16 protein-coding genes are annotated in these 17,026 nt (G+C 57.6%); 4 read left to right on the top strand and 12 right to left on the bottom strand.

All coding sequences use genetic code 11. The features are described 5' to 3' along the window. Positions 1 to 230 precede the first annotated feature (230 nt). Both BS300_RS03600 and BS300_RS03605 read left to right on the top strand, forming a co-directional pair. Positions 231 to 989 carry a hypothetical protein gene (locus BS300_RS03600; RefSeq protein WP_071910832.1) on the top strand — a complete coding sequence of 253 codons (759 nt, stop codon included), beginning with the start codon at positions 231 to 233 and terminating at the stop codon, positions 987 to 989. Positions 990 to 1,160: 171 nt separating this feature from the next. Next, entirely contained in the window at positions 1,161 to 2,336 is a 1,176-nt protein-coding gene (locus BS300_RS03605; protein ID WP_071910834.1) for an ATP-binding protein, read from the top strand. 323 nt (positions 2,337 to 2,659) lie between these two features. Here BS300_RS03605 and BS300_RS03610 read toward each other — a convergent pair whose 3' ends face one another. Both BS300_RS03610 and BS300_RS03615 read right to left on the bottom strand, forming a co-directional pair. Beyond that, complete coding sequence (locus BS300_RS03610) at positions 2,660 to 2,923, bottom strand: hypothetical protein (RefSeq protein WP_005334591.1); 264 nt, start codon at positions 2,921 to 2,923, stop codon at positions 2,660 to 2,662. 203 nt (positions 2,924 to 3,126) lie between these two features. Then, on the bottom strand, positions 3,127 to 4,164 hold the full coding sequence (locus BS300_RS03615) for a Mal regulon transcriptional regulator MalI (protein WP_005344074.1): 1,038 nt from the start codon (positions 4,162 to 4,164) through the stop codon (positions 3,127 to 3,129). A 281-nt stretch (positions 4,165 to 4,445) separates the two neighbouring features. On the opposite strand from BS300_RS03615, the gene malX reads away from it, so the two are divergent. Both malX and BS300_RS03625 read left to right on the top strand, forming a co-directional pair. After that, positions 4,446 to 6,017, top strand: a complete 1,572-nt coding sequence (gene malX / locus BS300_RS03620) for a maltose/glucose-specific PTS transporter subunit IIBC (protein WP_071910836.1) — start codon at positions 4,446 to 4,448, stop codon at positions 6,015 to 6,017. A gap of 87 nt (positions 6,018 to 6,104) precedes the next feature. Next, positions 6,105 to 7,295 (top strand): MalY/PatB family protein, encoded by a 1,191-nt coding sequence (locus tag BS300_RS03625; protein ID WP_071910838.1) that lies wholly within the window; start codon positions 6,105 to 6,107, stop codon positions 7,293 to 7,295. Positions 7,296 to 7,308: 13 nt separating this feature from the next. Here BS300_RS03625 and BS300_RS21570 read toward each other — a convergent pair whose 3' ends face one another. From BS300_RS21570 to BS300_RS21475, 10 genes are all read right to left on the bottom strand, one after another. Beyond that, positions 7,309 to 7,764, bottom strand: a complete 456-nt coding sequence (locus BS300_RS21570; RefSeq protein WP_318528137.1) for a DUF3142 domain-containing protein — start codon at positions 7,762 to 7,764, stop codon at positions 7,309 to 7,311. Positions 7,765 to 8,019: 255 nt separating this feature from the next. Beyond that, the gene (locus BS300_RS03635) at positions 8,020 to 10,152 is read right to left on the bottom strand and encodes a hypothetical protein (protein WP_071910840.1); all 2,133 of its coding nucleotides are present in this window, start codon (positions 10,150 to 10,152) and stop codon (positions 8,020 to 8,022) included. A gap of 208 nt (positions 10,153 to 10,360) precedes the next feature. Then, complete coding sequence (locus BS300_RS03640; protein ID WP_071910842.1) at positions 10,361 to 11,542, bottom strand: hypothetical protein; 1,182 nt, start codon at positions 11,540 to 11,542, stop codon at positions 10,361 to 10,363. 3 nt (positions 11,543 to 11,545) lie between these two features. Next, positions 11,546 to 11,974, bottom strand: a complete 429-nt coding sequence (locus BS300_RS03645) for a CesT family type III secretion system chaperone (RefSeq protein WP_071910844.1) — start codon at positions 11,972 to 11,974, stop codon at positions 11,546 to 11,548. Between the two features lie 116 nt (positions 11,975 to 12,090). Beyond that, a complete protein-coding gene (gene ascU / locus BS300_RS03650; protein ID WP_071910845.1) occupies positions 12,091 to 13,149 on the bottom strand; it encodes a SctU family type III secretion system export apparatus subunit AscU in 1,059 nt (352 codons plus the stop codon). Continuing rightward, complete coding sequence (gene sctT / locus BS300_RS03655; protein ID WP_033113186.1) at positions 13,146 to 13,934, bottom strand: type III secretion system export apparatus subunit SctT; 789 nt, start codon at positions 13,932 to 13,934, stop codon at positions 13,146 to 13,148. Before sctT ends, ascU begins: the two co-directional genes overlap by 4 nt. Beyond that, positions 13,931 to 14,197 carry a SctS family type III secretion system export apparatus subunit AscS gene (gene ascS, locus BS300_RS03660; RefSeq protein ID WP_033113185.1) on the bottom strand — a complete coding sequence of 89 codons (267 nt, stop codon included), beginning with the start codon at positions 14,195 to 14,197 and terminating at the stop codon, positions 13,931 to 13,933. The genes sctT and ascS overlap by 4 nt, the downstream gene beginning before the upstream one ends. A 1-nt stretch (position 14,198) precedes the next feature. Then, the gene (gene ascR, locus BS300_RS03665) at positions 14,199 to 14,852 is read right to left on the bottom strand and encodes a SctR family type III secretion system export apparatus subunit AscR (protein ID WP_029302711.1); all 654 of its coding nucleotides are present in this window, start codon (positions 14,850 to 14,852) and stop codon (positions 14,199 to 14,201) included. Continuing rightward, on the bottom strand, positions 14,849 to 15,775 hold the full coding sequence (gene sctQ, locus BS300_RS03670) for a type III secretion system cytoplasmic ring protein SctQ (protein WP_071910847.1): 927 nt from the start codon (positions 15,773 to 15,775) through the stop codon (positions 14,849 to 14,851). The genes ascR and sctQ overlap by 4 nt, the downstream gene beginning before the upstream one ends. After that, complete coding sequence (locus tag BS300_RS21475; RefSeq protein WP_239693793.1) at positions 15,772 to 17,025, bottom strand: type III secretion system needle length determinant; 1,254 nt, start codon at positions 17,023 to 17,025, stop codon at positions 15,772 to 15,774. Before BS300_RS21475 ends, sctQ begins: the two co-directional genes overlap by 4 nt. Position 17,026 lies beyond the last annotated feature (1 nt).

The raw sequence follows: 17,026 nt of genomic DNA on the forward strand, positions 1-17,026 counted from the left end.
ACCGTAGGGTGCAATGAACAAAGTGAATTGCACCGCTTGTTTGTACAGGCTGGGTGGTAAGAGAGGGGATGGCTGAAAAGATAGAGGTGATAATGCGAACGTCCGAATACGCTCCGCTATTCGAACCTACGGACTACGGGCTGCTGATCCACCTCATCAAGTGAGGCTTGTTCATCGAGACTGAGACTTATACGATACTCTGCGATATCAATTGTCATGGAAAAAGACAAATGGATAGGCAAGCCGAGCTAAGACAAAGAATCCAGAAGCACATTCATCGATCTATAACCAGCCAGAGCCCCACAGACCTCGTTAACTCAGCGTTGAGGTTCTGGCAAGATGCATTGCTGTTTTTACCTATCATTTATGCAGTAATCTATTTGATTGGTATGTTCTATCACATTGGGTATCTGAGTGCATTTCGATTGGGACCTGATGAATATCCATTAGCAACAGACCTCACAATGCTCCAGGGGGGATTCTCCTTGATCAGCATGTCTTTATCACATTTAGACTATGCCCTAGCTTTCTTTGTTATTTTTTTCCTCCTACTAACATTTCTAGTTTTTGCTCGAAGGGCTAGAGAAAAACTGACTATATTCTTCAAAAAACTAAAGAACACCAACTCACAAAAAAAGCAAAAAGAAACCTTGGCCAAAGCCAAGGTAACCACTCAATTGGTCGATAAAAGTGCCGCTCTTTACGCACGATTTACTGTGTTGTTAATACAACTCATGTTGGTCATTTTCTTGGGGGTACTTTCAATGAAACGCGGCTTATCAGATGCAGAAAAGGATCAGAATGATCTTTATCAACAGTCAACGCCAAAAACTCAGAACACCTCAAAACTGCTGATTGAACCACCGTATCTACGCGTCGTCTGCAATGCGACTCACTGTGCCTATTGGAACAAGACTGGTACTATCATCCTGCGCCATGACCAAGTAGAGCGAACATATCTCCCTTCACATGAGACCAAGAAGTCCTGAAACACCCCGATACCCACGTGTGACTGCAACAGGCCCAAGTTGGTTTCCCACCTATGCCGATAATTCATAGGGAATAACTGGTAATGTGAGCGGTCACGCATTCACAATGCGTGACCGGAATCGCTGCTGCGGGTAACCTGTATGCATAGTTAAACTATGGGGTTGTCATCTATGAGCAATGAAGATCTAATAAACACACTGCTTTATGAAGAAGAAAGTACTACTCTCGATTTTAAGTCTGAACAATATAGATTTATAAAAGCAAGCGATCATGAAAAAGCTGAGTTATTAAAAGATATAATCGCATTTTCAAATTCTTGGAGACGTTCCGATGCTTATATATTGATAGGAGTTCGAGAGGTCAAGGGAGATAAGGCTGTAGTTGAAGGGATAACTGAACATCTTGATGATGCTCAGATACAAGAATTCATACAATATAAAGTCAACAAACCAATTCGTTTCTCTTACGCCACAGTTGACGTAGAAGGGAAAAAGGTTGGTGTTATTTCTATTCCAGTACAAGATAGACCATTTTATCTTAAGAAGGATTTTGCCAGTCTTAAAGCCAATACAGTTTATTTGAGAAGAGGCTCATCTACTGCGGTCGCATTGCCAGAAGAGATTGCTCAAATGGGGGCAAACCATAATATCGAACCTAAGAAGTCGCCAATATTAAACGTGTTCATGGCCAGTGGTGAACACAATGAAATAAAGTCGGATGAAAAAAGTTTTGAAAGAGAGAATCTGATTATTCCTGAAAAAGATGACTTTCCTTTATATGGTGTAAGTAATCATTCCAACTTGGGCGGGTTATATACTCATCAGTCTTTTTTAAACTTTAAAAATCAAGATTACTATTATGAATACGCCGAGTATTTGCAAAAAACAAAACAAATGCTTGGAGTTATGTTTGGAGTTGAAAACAGTGGCAACTCGGTTGCCAGAGATGTAAAAGTTTTGTTGGACCTGCATGGATTACCTGAAAACAGCAATGTTTTTCATCTACAAGACATACCAAAAGCTCCCAAAAAAGATATTGAATTTAATGGTGTGGATTTCGCTGATATACACAATAAAATTATACAAGATGATTTGAAAATAATTAAAACTCACTTTGGATACCAAGTGATAATTAAATTCGGGAAGGTGCAAGCCCATGAGTCAATTAAATGTGACGAATATGTATGTCTGAAAGTGCCAAAGACCTGTAAAATATCAATTGATGTAACTATTTATTCTGATGATTTAGATAAGCCCGAAAAATCAATGCTGGAAATAAATGTGGTTAGCACAAAAAAGTTTTATTCAGTCAATGACATCATTGAATTAACAGGGTTAACAAAATGATCATCAAATGACTATCAATATCTCGCTTGTTGAGTTTCGCTCTGCGCCAACCTACAAACACCACGCTATCGCACGTGGATTACAGCCTCCAGTCTGCTGCGGTTATCCGACGATGTGATGGATGGCGAAACGGCTGCACAGGGTTATCTCTGCAAGAGTGGTTGCCAAGTGGGGCATATTAATCGAGAGAGAGGCAGGGTAAAACCGCAGTCGGGCAAAAACCTGCCAGAGATCAATAAATTGCTCACTAAGCGGGTGTTATCTGACCGCTTGGCGCGGCGACCGCAAGCTGAGCGTCACCTCTTGCCGGGTGCTACCGCCACTCAATACTCCAGAAACTTCTCCCCGCAGCGCTCGCAAATTAGATGTTTTACATGGGTGGTCTGGTAGGCCAGTGTTTCACCAAACGCCCAGTTGGTGATGCTGCTGGAAGTAAAGGCTTGCCAGAAGGCTTTGCGCGGATCCTTGGGCATGATGTCCTGGCTGTGATCGCGGGCGACCAGCACCACGATATGGCGGGTACGCTCCCTGCATTTGTCACAGCGATGGATTTCACTCGGCGGGTTCTGGTCGTGCGGGTTGCTCATAAAGGGGCTCGTGAAGTGAGGCAGGCGCCCATCATATTCCTCTTCACTTGGCTCTCAATCTCTCCTTGCCAGCGCAGTGAGCAGGCTCACGTTTGCGCTGCTACAGGCTTGCCCAGCCAGCTCAGGCCGATGCCCGCTTCTGCGGTTTGCTGGTGAGCGGTGATGATATGGCGGGTGGGGCGAGCTCGGGCAGTCCAGCCAGTTCAGGCCGACTCCCGTTTTTGCAGATTGGGGGTGATGATATGGCGGTTGGGGGCGAGCTCGGGTTGCTGCATCCGGGTCAGCAGTCGCCTTGCCGCCTGACGGCCGATTTCGCGGGCCGGTGAGCTGACGAAGGTGAGGGCGGGGGAGGTGAGTTCGGCCTCCGCCACATCGTCAAAGCCGAGCAGGGCCACCTGCTGGCCGATGTAGTTGTCCTTGCCCACGGTGCGGCCGCTCGCCTCGACGCCATAGATGGCGCCGAGCGCCACCTCGGGGTAGTGGCAGAGCACGGCGGTCACCTTGGGGTGCTGGTGCAGCAGCTGGGCGATGGTGTCGGCGGCGCTGCGCTGGGTGCGCTCGCACTCCAGTACCCACTCCGGTTTGAAGGGGAGGCCATATTGCAGCAGGCTGGCGCAGTAGCCGCCGATCCGCTCGGCGCGGGTGAGGGAGTCGGCCCGCCCGCCGACGTAGGCGATATGGCGGTGGCCCTGCTCGATAAGATAGGTGGTGGCCTGCTTGGCGGCGTGGGTGTTGTCAGGGCCGATGAAGTCCACGTCATCGCGATAGTAGGAGCGGGCGGCGCACACCACCGGCAGTTCGGAGTCGAGCAGGGTCTCCAGGGTTTTGGCCGCCGCGCCGCGCACCGGATTGAAGATGATGCCCGCCACCCCCTGCCGTGACAGGGAGTGGATGCTCTGCTGCAGCCGCTCCGGGCTGTGGCCGCACTGGGTCAGAAACAGCAGATAGCCCTGCTGCTCCAGCACCTCGCTCACCCCGGCGGTCACCTCGGTATAGAAGGGGTCGGTGATGTCGCGCAGGATCAGCCCCACCAGATTGGATTGCTGGCTGCGCAGATTGGCGGCGGCGCTGTTGGGCACGTAGTCGAGCTCTTTTATCGCCTGCTGCACCCGCTCGGCGGTGGCCGGGGAGATGCGCCCCTTGCCGTTGAGCACCATGGAGACGGTGGTGACCGACACTCCCGCCCGCTGGGCGACATCGGTGATCTTGGTGGCTTTGGCAGAGAGGGATTTGGGCGACATAGGGCGAATGGACGACGGACAGTTGAAAGCGAGGCCCCAGCATACCTGCTTGGGTTGCCAAGTGAAACGTTACATCACCATCTGGCCGATCCGGCTCACAAATTTTGATCCTGCTGCCAGCCAGCCCCCTGATTCTGTGATCCTGTCGGCACTTGTAAATTGATAAAACGTTTTATCATTCAGCAAAACCTGATGCTGACCCGCGCCTCTGCGTCGAGATTGCTACGAGCAGCCACGGGGAAAGCCGCAGATATTGCTGTCTATTCACAAGGAGCCGTTTCATGGCCAAGACTCAAGCCAAATCCACCATCTGGGAGTTCCTGCAGAGCCTCGGCAAGACCTTTATGTTGCCGGTCGCCCTGCTGGCCTTCTCGGGCATCCTGCTCGGTGTCGGCAGCTCGCTCACCAGCGATGCGGTCAAGCAGAGCATGCCCTTCCTCGACAATACCGTGCTGCAACTGCTGTTCCTCTGGATGACCAAGGTGGGGCTGGTGGCCTTTATCTATCTGCCGGTGATGTTTGCGGTGGCCATTCCGCTGGGGCTGGCGCGAGAAGAGAAGGGGGTCGCGGCCTTTGCCGGTTTCGTCGGCTATGCGGCGCTCAACCTCTCCATCAACTTCTACCTCACCGTGGCCAACGTCATCGGTGACGCGGCGGCGGAGAAGGCCTACGGGGTGAAATCGATCATCGGTATCAGCTCCATCGATACCGGTATTCTGGGGGCCATCATCGTCGGTGTGATCGTCGCGAAGCTCCACGCCCGTTTCTACACCTACAAGATGCCCGATGCGCTCGCTTTCTTCGGCGGTGCCCGCTTCGTGCCCATCATCACCGCGCTGGTGCTGGGTGTGGTCGGCTTGGTCGTGCCGTTCGTCTGGCCCTGGTTTGCTGCCGGTATTAACGGCATCGGGGCGCTCATCTCCCACGCTGGTCCCTTCGGCCCCTTCCTGTTCGGTACCGGTGAGCGTCTGCTGCTGCCACTCGGTCTGCACCATATTCTGGTGGCGCTGATCCGCTTTACCGAAGCGGGCGGCACCCAGCTGGTGTGCGGTCACGAGGTGAGCGGCGCCCTCAATATCTTCTACGCCGAGCTCTCCTGCGCCGACACTTCCGGCTTCTCGGTCTCTGCCACTTCGTTCCTCTCTCAAGGCAAGATGCCTGCCTTCCTCGGCGGCCTGCCGGGCGCGGCGCTCGCCATGTATCACTGCGCCCGCCCGGAAAATCGCGGCAAGATCAAGGCGCTGCTGGTCTCCGGCGTGGTGGCCTGCGTCATCGGCGGTATCACAGAGCCGCTGGAGTTCCTGTTCCTGTTCGTGGCACCGGTGCTCTACGTCATTCACGCCATCCTGACGGGTCTGGGCTTTATGACCATGGGGCTGCTCGGCGTTACCATTGGCAACACCGACGGCAACCTCATCGATTTTCTGGTGTTCGGCGTGCTGCAAGGTACCGCCACCAAGTGGTATCTGGTGCCGGTCGCGGCCGCCATCTGGTTTGCCATCTACTACAGCGTGTTCCGCTTCGCCATCGTGCGCTTTAACCTGAAAACCCCCGGCCGTGAAATCGAAACCAGCGAGACTGCCCAGCCCGCAGGCAAGAAGGCAGGCAACAGCGGTTACAACGGTGAAATCATCCTTAACGCCCTGGGCGGCGCCGATAACATCCTCGCGCTCGATAACTGCATCACCCGCCTGCGGATGTCGGTGCAGGACATGAGCCGGGTCGATGACAAGGTATTGAAAGCAAACGGCGCCATCGGGGTGATCAAGCTCGACGAGCACAACCTGCAGGTGGTGATCGGCCCGCAGGTGCATCTGGTGAAAAACCAGCTGCAGAGCCTGATGGGGGCCTGAACCGGCCAATAAAATCCGAACGGGGGGCGCAAGCCCCCCTTGTTTGCCTCTCCCAATATGTCTCCTGTTTATGGAGGGAGAAACTTCATGCACGATATTTATGACTTCGACCGCGTGGTCGACCGCCACGGCACCTACTGCACTCAGTGGGACTATGTAGCCGACCGTTTTGGCCATGCCGATCTGCTCCCCTTTACCATCTCCGACATGGATTTCGAGACCGCCCCCTGCATTCGCCAGACGTTGGCCACCCGCCTTGAGCACGGGGTATTTGGCTACAGCCGCTGGAATCACGATGACTTTAAAGGGGCTGTGAGCGACTGGTTTGCCCACCGCTACGGCGCGAGCCTCGACCCCGAGACGCTGGTTTACGGCCCCTCGGTCATCTATGTGATTGCCCAGCTGGTGAGCCTCTGGTCGGCGCCGGGGGAGGGGGTGCTGGTGCACACCCCTGCCTACGACGCCTTCGGCAATATGCTGGCTGCCAACGACAGGGTGCTGCTGCCCTGTCCGCTTAAAAAAGAGGGGGGGAGTTATCAGATCGACTGGGCCTGTTTCGAGCAACAGGCGGCCCGCCCCGATTGCCGGATTTTGCTGCTCTGCAGCCCCCACAACCCCACTGGGCGGGTCTGGACGCGGGATGAACTGGGCCGGATGGCCGCTATCTGCCAGCGCCACGGGGTCAAGGTCATCTCGGACGACATCCATATGGATGTGAGCTTTGCCCGCTATCTGCCGTGGAGCGAGGTGGCACCGGACGATGGCTGGGCGCTGGTGAGCTCGGGCTCCAAATCCTTCAATATTCCCGCCCTTGGCGGCGCCTATGCCTTTATTGCCAACGATGCGGCGCGGGCCGCCTATCTGCAGCGGCTCAAGGCGGCCCATGGCCTCTCATCGCCCCCCATTCTCGGGGTGCTGGCCCATATCAGCGCCTATCGGGACGGCGCAGCCTGGCTCGATGCCCTGAAAAGCTATCTGCACGGCAATCTCGCCCATGTGGCGGCGCGACTCAACGCCGCCTTCCCCGCCATCGACTATCGGGTGCCAGAGGGAACCTATCTCGCCTGGATTGACCTGCGCGGTCTTGGCATCGACACGACCGAGCGGATGGATGCGCTGCAAGCCTTGCTGGTGGAGAAATATCGGGTCGCCATCATGCGCGGCGACACCTACGGCCCGGAAGGCACAGGCTATATCCGCCTCAACGTCGGCTGCCCGCGCTCAAAGGTTGACCAAGGGCTCGACGCTCTTATCAGCGCGCTGGGGGAGGTGGAGTAAGGGATATCCTGAACTAGCGATTGATCAAGAAGACGACCTCCCCCCGGTAGTGGGGGGAGGTCGCAAGCTTTGCCTGCCACGAGGGTTCCCACTCGCCCTCCTGCACCAGACCAACCTTGAATGGAATGGTGAGCTGCATCATGGCGGGTAGATAGGAGCTGTAACCCGGTACCGTATGTTTTCCCTGATAGGTCTGGATCACTATCTCATCAACCGGAAGGCTGTTGAGTTGCGCCACATCCCCCGTCTTGGCCCAGTCGAGCAGGCCCGTTACGCTGAGCTTGCACTCTGCCGGCAACACTTGTCGCAACTGCTGCAAAGAGGTGGCGTAACGATCCAGTTGGCGGGTGGCTGCATCAAAGTCGATCTGAATACCCGTTACTTTGGCTCCGGCCTTGCGCCACTCCTGATACAGCTTGACCAGCAACTTCTTGTGATCGGCAGAGAGCGGCAGCGTATTCACTCTCACGACAAGCCAGAGTTGTTCGGTCTGAAGTGGCGTTGGAGCGCGCCCCAGTTTGATAAAACGGGGGCCGGATGGCCTGTTCAGGATCTCCCCCTGATGCAAATAGAGGGTGGTTGCCTGTGCCAGGACTGGCTGATGTCGGGTGGCAGACCAGAGCCAGAATGCGTCATAGCTGTTGGCATCGACATTTGCCTTAAGTGGCGCAGCAAGTGTCGATAACAGAATTAGCAGGCTAGGCACGAGGGGCTGCGGCATGGTTTACCAGTAGTATTTGAGTGATTTGGCCCATACCGAGTTGCCATAACGTTGCTTGAGCGTGTTGAACCAGGCTTGCCGCATGCTCTTGGGGAGCTCCTGATCGTCACACCCGTTGTAGCCTGATGGTGCGTAGCAGTTGATGGCTCTATAAAGGGCATAGCTCTTGTCTTCGGGCTCGGCTTTAGGGTTGGCCATGACGGCCTGATATAGCTTTAGCCTGCTTGGTGCGGTGGCTGACTCAGGTTTTGACAATCCCCAAACCATCTCTTTTCCTTGCCACAAATTGATCGCGGGATCCTTGTTGCGCAGATATTCACCCAGGCAGTTGAGTGCGTGTCCGTCTCCGGGGTGTTGCAGCAGTGTGCCGAGAGTGGAGGCCAAATCACGGCAGTAATAGCCCTGCGGTGTGCCTTCACCTCCCCACTTGAATGCTGACAAGAGCACATCTCTGTTGGGTACCGGTTGCCATGGTTCATCCTTGGGTGGGGTAGCCTCCTTGTAGTCGGCCGGAATAAGTGTCACGTCTTTCAGGAACGTTGCGTAATCCTCTGCAATCAGGTCTCTCACCAGCAAGGTATGCAGGGCGATTTGTCTTTCCAAGGCGCTTGTGGCCTGCCGAGCCTGCTGACGAAGCACGTCCGGATCTGCCGACTGTTTTAACACGACGGTGCGTATCCGCAACTGAGTGACAGGGCTCTCTTTGTTGAAAATGGCCGCAGTATTGCCGGTACGTACCCACTGATCTGCCAGCATGTTTTCCACGAATGCCTGTTGGGCTTGAGTGAGAGGTGCCGCTACGAGCGTCATCAGGGCTTGCTCTGCCTGGTCAAACGCCTTCATTCCTTGCTGTGCCCAGATGCGCAGCAACTGGCGGCTAAACGCCAGGGTTGATGCGTTTTGTCCTTCTGTTTTGGGCAACAGCGCCAGTACAGCATCAAACTGTTGGTTCTGCAGCAATCGATAAGCTTGCAGATAGGTAGCCTCTTCCGTTTTACCCGTCTCTTGCAGCTGTTGGATGGCGTCATCGATCTGCTCGTCACTCCAGTTGCGTTTCTGGTCATAGCCAGTTCTGAGGCCACGCAGTGCATTGATAAACAGCAGCTCAGGCTGAGTTTTATCCTCGTAGGCGAGTTCATTTCGATAAGCATCTGCGCTCAGCAAAGAGAGATCTATTTCGTTAACCAGCGCCTCAAGTTCCGGCAGGGAGTGGTCAGCGGCTATCGCTTCGCTATAGTTATCGCGCAATGAAGCCTGGTCACCCGCCATCCAGTTGATGCGTCTGAACATCCCCTTGGTCGAGCTGACGTAACGGCCTTGCGGATAGGCGGCCAGATACGCCTGCCCCTGCGTCATGGCCTGTTTCAGCGCCTCTTTATCACTCTTGGTAAAATCGGTATCACCATACTCGCTCTGTGCATCTTTCACCGCTGCATTAAGGTGTGTTCGGATCACCATATAGTTCGCGGTTTCGGCAACCCACGGCGCTTTTGCCCCTTGCAGAGCCATAAAGCCGGTCAATGCCTCTGAGAAATGACCTTGGTAGAAGTGGCGTGCCGCATCCAGATAAGCCTGCCACTCCCTGGCAGACTCGCTCATTGTGATTTCGGAAGACTGGGGGCTATCTTCCTGTTGACCAAGGAGCTGTAAGCGGGTTTTGAGCAGAAGCGTGCGCTCGGTAGATGACAGGTCACTCTGCTCAAGGGCATCGAGAAATTGACTGACAGATTGCAGCGAGTTGGAAATGGCTCGGCCGTAAAGGGCATCCCGACCAGCATAGTGTTCCAGCAAAGCCGGGAGCGAGGCATCATGGGCTGTGAGCCGGCTAACCAGCTGTTCACGCAGTTCCGGGCTTTCCATCTCGTCTGGAAGTGGCAGGCGTTGCAGAGAGAAGAGCTCCATATCGCGTTCGTTGGCCGGATCGGCCGGAAGCATAAAGGGGAGGGAGAGTCGCTGCTTGTCAGCCAGCAGCATCAGCAAGTTGCTCTTGGTGTCATTGTCGGAAAGGAATATTGGATAGGCTGGCAATGGACAATCTGTCAGCCAGAAACTGCACCCGTCTTGGTCGAATGAGGCAACCGAAGGAAAAGCAGCAAGCGTGAGTGCCAGTGCCGAACAGTATTTCAAGATCTTCATAAGAGGCGGTATCCACTATCTGCCGAGTGACAACTCCTTGAATCACGAGCCAAGAAGCCTGAAGCACAATGGCTGGCAATAGTACGTAAATGGGCCGCAATCGACAACCTGGCAGTGATTGACGGGGGTCATCAAGCTGATGACAACAACGGGACCATCAGTGATGGCCCCGTTGTTGTTGGCGGGTCTGCGGGACAGTGGAATCCTGTCAGAGTGTCAACAGTTGTGCCTCGATATGGCTCCAGTGAGCGAAGGCATTGTTGTCGCCATAAAGACGTGCCAGACCTTCGGCAAAGCTCTCCTCCAGTCCCGGTTCGTAGTTCCCTTTTGGGCCCGCCTGCTGAAAGTAGGCATCCCCCAGCTTGTGATAGTCGTTGTACCAGGCCGCATAGAAGGAGCTGTCCTGACTCAGGTTGGCGCCTGTGGTGCTGGCACCCACCAGACGATCGATGGAGTGGCCAAATTCGTGCAACACCAGATTGGCCGAGCCGTGATGGCTACCCACTTGCCATTTGCCCGAGCGATCCTGCTCCATCGCAATAACGGTCTCTTTACTGCCGCCGAAGGCACCGACGCCCGGCAGCTTGTCCCACCCGCCACCACCATGACCACGGGCGCTCGTTCCGGCCAGATGGGTATGGTAGGTGGTCACATTGTCATGGGTGACCCGGATCGTCAGCCCTTCGGCATCGGCCTGCTTGAGCAGGTTCATGGGCAGCTTGGCCAGTTCGATGGCAACGGCGCGGGCTGCCTGACTGTCGACCGGGCTCTTGGCGTTGAGCGTGACCATGGTGATGGCTTGCTGGAAGCGGGCCACTTCGCCGGAGTTGAGCAGCTGGCCGATGGTCTCGATATGGCGCGGAGTCAGCATCCCTTTGCTGTGCATGAAAGAGGGGAGTTTCTCGTCGAGCAGGGCGAGCGTTTGTTCGCCATGTTGCCGGGTGATGGCGCTGCGCAGCTGCTCATGGGTGCGAATATCGGGGGCGAGCCCCTGAGCGCGGGTAGCTGAGACGAGCTGCTGTTTGCGCAGGTCGGCGACTTGCTGCAACTCTTGCGAGCGTTCGCTCTGGTGCCGGGCCCCGAGGGTGAGTTCGTTGTGCAGCTGACGCACATCCGCCACCGTCACTTTGCCGCTATCTGCCTGTACGCTGCGCAGCAGGCTGCCAGCCTCTTCCGTGCTCATGCCATATTCCCGGCTCATGGCGGTGATCACCCGGGCAATGGCGGCATCCCGGTGAGCCAGCCTGTGGCTCTCGACGGAGACCAGCCCCTTGCCCTCCTTGAGGTAGAGATTGCCATTGCTGGCACGCAGCTCCTGCTGGCTGCCGGCGGAGGATAAGTGGAGGTCACGATAGAGTGACGTCAATGAGGTCGCTGAGGTGGTATTCATGAGTTATCCCTTGATGGCAGACAGCATATTAAGAGAGCCGGGTTCGGAGAGGGTTGGCTGGCACGGCGCCAGCAGTCGCAACTGCCACTCCCGTACCAGTTGCAGGAAGTTGAGGGTCACGCTGGCCAGTGCATCGGCATCTGCGATGGCGACCGGTAACTGCATCAGCAGGCGCTGGTTGCCGGTCAATCCCATCACCATGCCTCCCGTGGTGGTCAGCAGGCCGTTATAGCTGAGCAGCAGCGGCATCCAGCGGGGATCCAGCTCCCGGTCATCAGGGCGGCAAGCCAGCACCATGCCGGTGTCGGTCCGGGTGATTTGCAGGGCGAGGCCATCCGCGGCAAGCAGCAGCCACTCGTCGGCAGAGAGCTGATTGAGCTGGTCGGCATCGAGCTGTCGGGCAAGCCGGGTCAGTAGAGTATCGAGATCCATGCACATCTCTGGGTTGATGATTGTGATGCACAGGATCGCAAAAAGAGGGATCGGCCGGATATTAACCCGGGTCGCGGTTTTTTAGGTGACGCGCTCTGGTGATCTCCCGCAAGCGGTTACCACTGCGGCCCTTCGCTCTGGCGCCACTGCTCCAGCCAGCGCAGTACCTCGGCGGTCGCCTCGATCTGGTCGGCGGGGATGTAGTTGTTGATCAGCGCATCGCGATAGAGGGCGCGGGCCAGCGGGATGCGCTGCAGCACCGGAATACCCTCCTCTTCGGCAATCTTGCGCACCAGCATTGCCTGGGCATCGGTGAATTTGAGGGTGACCACCGGCAGCGGGGTTTCTCCCCGCTCGTAGCGAATGCCGATGGCGATATGGGTCGGGTTGGCGACGATGACCGAGGAGCGCTTCACGTCGGCACGCATGTTGCTTGATTGCAGCTCCTGATGGAACTGGCGGCGCTTGCTCTTGATCTCCGGGCTCCCCTCCATCTCCTTGTACTCCCGCTTCACCTCGTCCTTGCTCATCTTGAGCTGCTTGATGTGCTGGTAGTGTTCGAAGGCGTAGTCGGCGATGGCGATCACCACAAACCCCATGGCGCAGACCGCCATCAGCTGGCCCAGCATGCCCCCCAGTACCGGAGTGATACAGCTCATGCCGCAGCCGGGCAGTTGCAGCATCGCCTGCAGGTTGCCTTCGATGGTGACCCATACCAGCAGGCTCAGGAGGCTCACCTTGAGCAGGGATTTGACGAACTCCATCAGGCTCTTGATGGAGAAGATCTTCTTGGCCCCCTCCACCGGATTGACATGCTTGATGTCGGGCTTGATCGACTCGCCACTCAGCAGAAAACCGTACTGGGCGATATGGGAGGCGAGCACCACCAGCGCCGACACCGCCAGGATCGGGATGCAGAGGTAGGCCATCTCCTGCATCAGGTTCTCCACCACATGGTTGAGGGCTTGGGCAAAGGGGAGGTTGAGGTGGGATTCCGGGATCAGCATCAGCTTGCCCAGATGTTCGAGGTAGTAGTCGGACATCGCCATCAGCATACCCACCAGACTGAGGATGATGGCGGTGGAGACCACCTCCTTGCTCTTGACCACCTGCCCCTTCTTGCGGGCATCGCGCAATTTTTTGGCGGTGGGCTGTTCGGTCTTCTCGCCGCTCATCGCGCCTCCAGAATGGGGGCGAGCAGTTGCAGCGGATCCATAACCGCCAGCACTTGGCGGTAGGCGTGATCCATCATCAGCTTGATGTAGATGACCAGCAGCAGGCTGGCGACGGCGCTTTTTATCGGCATTGCCAGCACAAAGACGTTGAGAGAGGGGGCGAAGCGGCTGATAAGGGCCAGCCCGAACTCCGCCAGAAACATGGCGATCAGCAGGGGGGCCGCCAACAGGGCGCAGAGCAGCAGCATCTGGCTGAACTGGCTGTAGAAAAAGCTCACCCAGAGATCTCCGATAGCGGGAAAGAAACGGGTCACCGGCCAGCTGGCATAGCTCTGGAACAGGGCCGAGAGCAGGGCGAGAAAGGCGCCGCCGGAAAAGAAGAGGGTGATAAGCGTCTGGGTCAGCAGCAGACCGGTGGGGCTGGTCTGGCTGGCGAGGCTCGGGTTGAACAGGGACGCCATGGCTGCGCCGCGCTGGTTATCCACCAGAAAGCCGCTTGCCTCGACGGCCCAGAAGGGGATTGCAGCGACAAAGCCGATCAGCAGGCCGAGCAGCACCTCCTTGGCCACCAGGAGCGCCAGATCGAGGGCATCGATGGCGGGGGGCAGGGTGTCGGCCACCATGGGGTAGGCGAACAGCGCCAGCGAGCAGACCACGCCGTTGCGGATCATCGCCCCCCCCAGCATCTGCTTGCTCAGTACCGGCAGCATGACGAAGCAGCTGATAAAGCGCGGCAGCAGCAGGGTGTAGGCCAGCATCTGGCCCTGCAGGCTCTCGAGGGTCATTGGATCTGCGGCACCTTGAGCAGCACCATATCGGCAAAGCTGTAGAGCTCGTTGCCAAGCCAGGCGGTGGTGGCAAACAGGGTGATCACCACGGCGATGAGCTTGGCGACAAAGCCCAGCGTCTGCTCCTGGATCTGGGTCAGTGCCTGCAGCAAAGAGACAAGGGTGCCCACCAGTGCCGCCACCAGCACCGGCGGCATCGAAAGGATCAGCACCAGCCAGAGGGTCTGGCTGGTGAAGTGGAGAATATCGGCGTGACTCATCCTAGCCTCCGTAACTGGTGACCAGCCCGTGGGTGAGGCGGGCCCAGCCATCGAGCAGCACGAACAGCAGCAGCTTGAAGGGGAGCGAGATGGTCATGGGGGAGACCATCATCATCCCCATCGCCAGCAGAATGTTGGAGATGATGAGGTCGATGGCGATAAAGGGCAGATAGATGAGAAACCCGATCTCGAAGGCGCGGCTCAGCTCGCTCACGGTAAAGGCGGGCAGCAGGATCAGCAGGCTGTCGGGCTCCAGCCGGTCGGCATATTCGCTGGGCCAGAGCTGCTTGGTGCTGTCGATGAAGAAGGCGTGCTCCCGCGGCTTGATCTGCTTTTTCAGAAAGGCGCGGTAGGGGGCCATCCCCTCATCGAGAAACTTCTCCACCGACTCGGACTTGGCCAGCGACACTTCGTTCTGGCGCAGGTAATCCTGGGTGGCAAAACCGACCGGTGCCATCACATAGATGCTGAGGATGATGGCCAACCCGTACATCGCCATGTTGGGGGGGATCTGCTGCACCCCGAGGGCGTTGCGCAGCAGCGAGAAGACCACCGCCAGCTTGACGAAGGAGGTGGCCATCACGGCGATAAAGGGAAGCAGGGCCAGCAGCGCCAGCCCGACGATCAGGTTTAGCTCGTCCGGCAGCTGGATCATGACGGCGACTCGCTCTTGAGGCTCTCGACCCGCACCCCGAGTCGTCCCTGGATCTCCACCAGCCGACCGTTGCCGAGCAGATGGCCGTTGCTGATGATCCGCACCTCGCCATCGATGGGGGCGCCGAGATCGATAAGTGAGCCCGGTTGCAGGGTGGTGAGGGTGTGCCAGTCCAGAGTCTGGCGGCCCACTTCAAAGGTGACCTGCACCGGCAGGTGCTCAAGCATAGTGGCGTCGAGGGCATCATCGGGGGCGGCGTTGTGCATGGCGGTCAGTTCCAGATGTTGTGGATGGGGTTGGCAGTAGGCATAGGGGCGTCCCTCGATGCAGACCAGCAGCTGCTGGCCGAGCCGAGGGTGGGGCGGCGGCAGCAGCACATCGCCACAGGCCAGTGTCTCGAGCTCGCTGATGGCAACGCCCATCGCCCCCCACTGCAAGGAGAGGGTGAGAGGCAGCGCCAGGCGTTGCTGGCCGGGTCGCGCAGGCAACTTGCCAAGCAGCGGCTCCGGCTCGGCCAGCCAGAGGGCGAGGGTTGTATCCTCCCGCTTGAGCTGCAGTTGCAGTGCGGCGCTACCGGCCGCTTCGCAGGTGGCGTTCGGTGTCAGCGCCGAGCAGCTGAGGCCGCCAAGGGGTTGCCCGAGGCGCTCGATCAGCGCCAGTTGCAACGACGCTGGCAGACTGAACAGGGCAGCCTGTTGCAGGTCTGGCGCAAGCCAGCGGGCCAGCTCGGCGCCATGGCAAAACAGCGGCAGGGAGAGCCCCTGCCACTGCAGTTGCAACCGGCAGTCGAGGGACGCTGGCAGCGGCGCGATGGCGAGCGTCAGTTCGCCACCACTCCAGCCATAGTGATGACGGCACTGGCTGAGCCGCTGCTGCAGGGTCAGCTCCGCCGTCGAGGCAGAGGGAAAGACTATCGATGTCATGCGTCGGCATCCCACTCGTCATAGATGGATCGTTTCTGGCGCGACCCCTGTTCGCTGTCGCCCCGGGTAAAGAGGTCAAAGGCGATCCGCTCGCCGGGGTAGAGCCGTTGCAGGCGGTCGATCAGCTCGCCGCGTCCCTGATTGAGCAGCTGGGAACCCTGCTCGCTGGCCAGCATCTCCACCTGCAGCGAGCCCTGATGGTGCTCGATGCGGATGGCAAGCTCCCCGAGTGCGGGCAGGGTGAGCTGGAGCATGGGGGGACGCTCCGGGCGACCCAGCTCAAGGTGAATATCCACCGCCAGTCGGCTGAGTAGTTGACCCAGCTCGTGATGATCGACGCGGGGGGCAACCCGTGCCAGCAGCAGATCCCCCGGTGTTGCCGCGAGAGGGGGAACCCGGATGGCCGAGCTGGCAAAGCTCTCTTGCACAAGCAACTCCTCCTCGCTGGTCGCAGGTCGTTGTTCGGTAGGCTCGTCTGCTATCTGCAGCCGTTCCCCCACCTCAAACCGGGCGACCAGCTCGCTGTGCTCCAGCAGCTTGTGGCTATCGGTCAGCTGGCTGCTCTCCATTGGCTGTTCACTCTGCTCTCGTCTGATGAGTGCTTCGTTTGGCATAGCCTGTGGCAGGTCAACGGTATGTTCATCGGCACGCTCTTGAGTGCTTGGTTCGGTAGCTATGGGTCGTCTGTCGCTATTGGCCAGAGGAGGACGCTCCATTGGTAGCTCTGCGGGATTTTCATCAAAGCACTCTTTGGTCTCAGGCTCGGTTGCGCTCAGAAACTCCCGACCGCCAGCGACATCACGCGGTAACATCCAGGCCAGATCAACCGGTGCGGTTTCACGCCCTTGCTGCGCAGTGGGGGCCTGCATGCCCTCACGTATCTGCGGCAAGATAGCGGGGAGCGGCTGGAGTTCCTGCCGATCGTTTCCCTCCGGCTTGTCATGCTGGTTTTTGCTGCGCGGGGCCGGGCGTGTCAGCCTTCTCTCAGCCAGCTCCTTCTCCTTGTCCGCCACTTTGTTGCTGGCAAGGGGGGCATCCGGCTTTGTCCGGCGGTGCTCATCCCGTTTGCCGATGGGGTTGCCGGTCAGCGCTTTGTGGTCCCGTGCTCTCTTCTGTTGTGCGGACTCGAGGCGCAGAGCCTGCTCGAAGCGCTGCTGCTGCGCCAGATCCGCCTTGTGCGGTTCGCGCGGCAAGCCTTGTTGTTCGTCAGCAACCCGGGGTTCTGCGCGGGGGGCGGTGAGTCGGTTCATC

The sequence above is a fragment of the Aeromonas sp. SCS5 genome (assembly GCF_001887375.1).
GTDB lineage: Bacteria > Pseudomonadota > Gammaproteobacteria > Enterobacterales > Aeromonadaceae > Aeromonas > Aeromonas jandaei.

Excerpts from the sequence above, each read along its gene's own strand:
- BS300_RS03615 (WP_005344074.1), bottom strand. The coding sequence starts at position 4,164 with ATGTCGCCCAAATCCCTCTCTGCCAAAGCCACCAAGATCACCGATGTC.
- sctT (WP_033113186.1), bottom strand. The coding sequence starts at position 13,934 with ATGACCCTCGAGAGCCTGCAGGGCCAGATGCTGGCCTACACCCTGCTG.
- sctQ (WP_071910847.1), bottom strand. The coding sequence starts at position 15,775 with ATGACATCGATAGTCTTTCCCTCTGCCTCGACGGCGGAGCTGACCCTG.
- BS300_RS03605 (WP_071910834.1), top strand. The coding sequence starts at position 1,161 with ATGAGCAATGAAGATCTAATAAACACACTGCTTTATGAAGAAGAAAGT.
- BS300_RS03600 (WP_071910832.1), top strand. The coding sequence starts at position 231 with ATGGATAGGCAAGCCGAGCTAAGACAAAGAATCCAGAAGCACATTCAT.
- malX (WP_071910836.1), top strand. The coding sequence starts at position 4,446 with ATGGCCAAGACTCAAGCCAAATCCACCATCTGGGAGTTCCTGCAGAGC.
- BS300_RS03640 (WP_071910842.1), bottom strand. The coding sequence starts at position 11,542 with ATGAATACCACCTCAGCGACCTCATTGACGTCACTCTATCGTGACCTC.
- BS300_RS03610 (WP_005334591.1), bottom strand. The coding sequence starts at position 2,923 with ATGAGCAACCCGCACGACCAGAACCCGCCGAGTGAAATCCATCGCTGT.
- BS300_RS03645 (WP_071910844.1), bottom strand. The coding sequence starts at position 11,974 with ATGGATCTCGATACTCTACTGACCCGGCTTGCCCGACAGCTCGATGCC.
- ascU (WP_071910845.1), bottom strand. The coding sequence starts at position 13,149 with ATGAGCGGCGAGAAGACCGAACAGCCCACCGCCAAAAAATTGCGCGAT.
- BS300_RS21475 (WP_239693793.1), bottom strand. The coding sequence starts at position 17,025 with ATGAACCGACTCACCGCCCCCCGCGCAGAACCCCGGGTTGCTGACGAA.
- BS300_RS03625 (WP_071910838.1), top strand. The coding sequence starts at position 6,105 with ATGCACGATATTTATGACTTCGACCGCGTGGTCGACCGCCACGGCACC.
- ascS (WP_033113185.1), bottom strand. The coding sequence starts at position 14,197 with ATGAGTCACGCCGATATTCTCCACTTCACCAGCCAGACCCTCTGGCTG.
- BS300_RS03635 (WP_071910840.1), bottom strand. The coding sequence starts at position 10,152 with ATGAAGATCTTGAAATACTGTTCGGCACTGGCACTCACGCTTGCTGCT.
- ascR (WP_029302711.1), bottom strand. The coding sequence starts at position 14,852 with ATGATCCAGCTGCCGGACGAGCTAAACCTGATCGTCGGGCTGGCGCTG.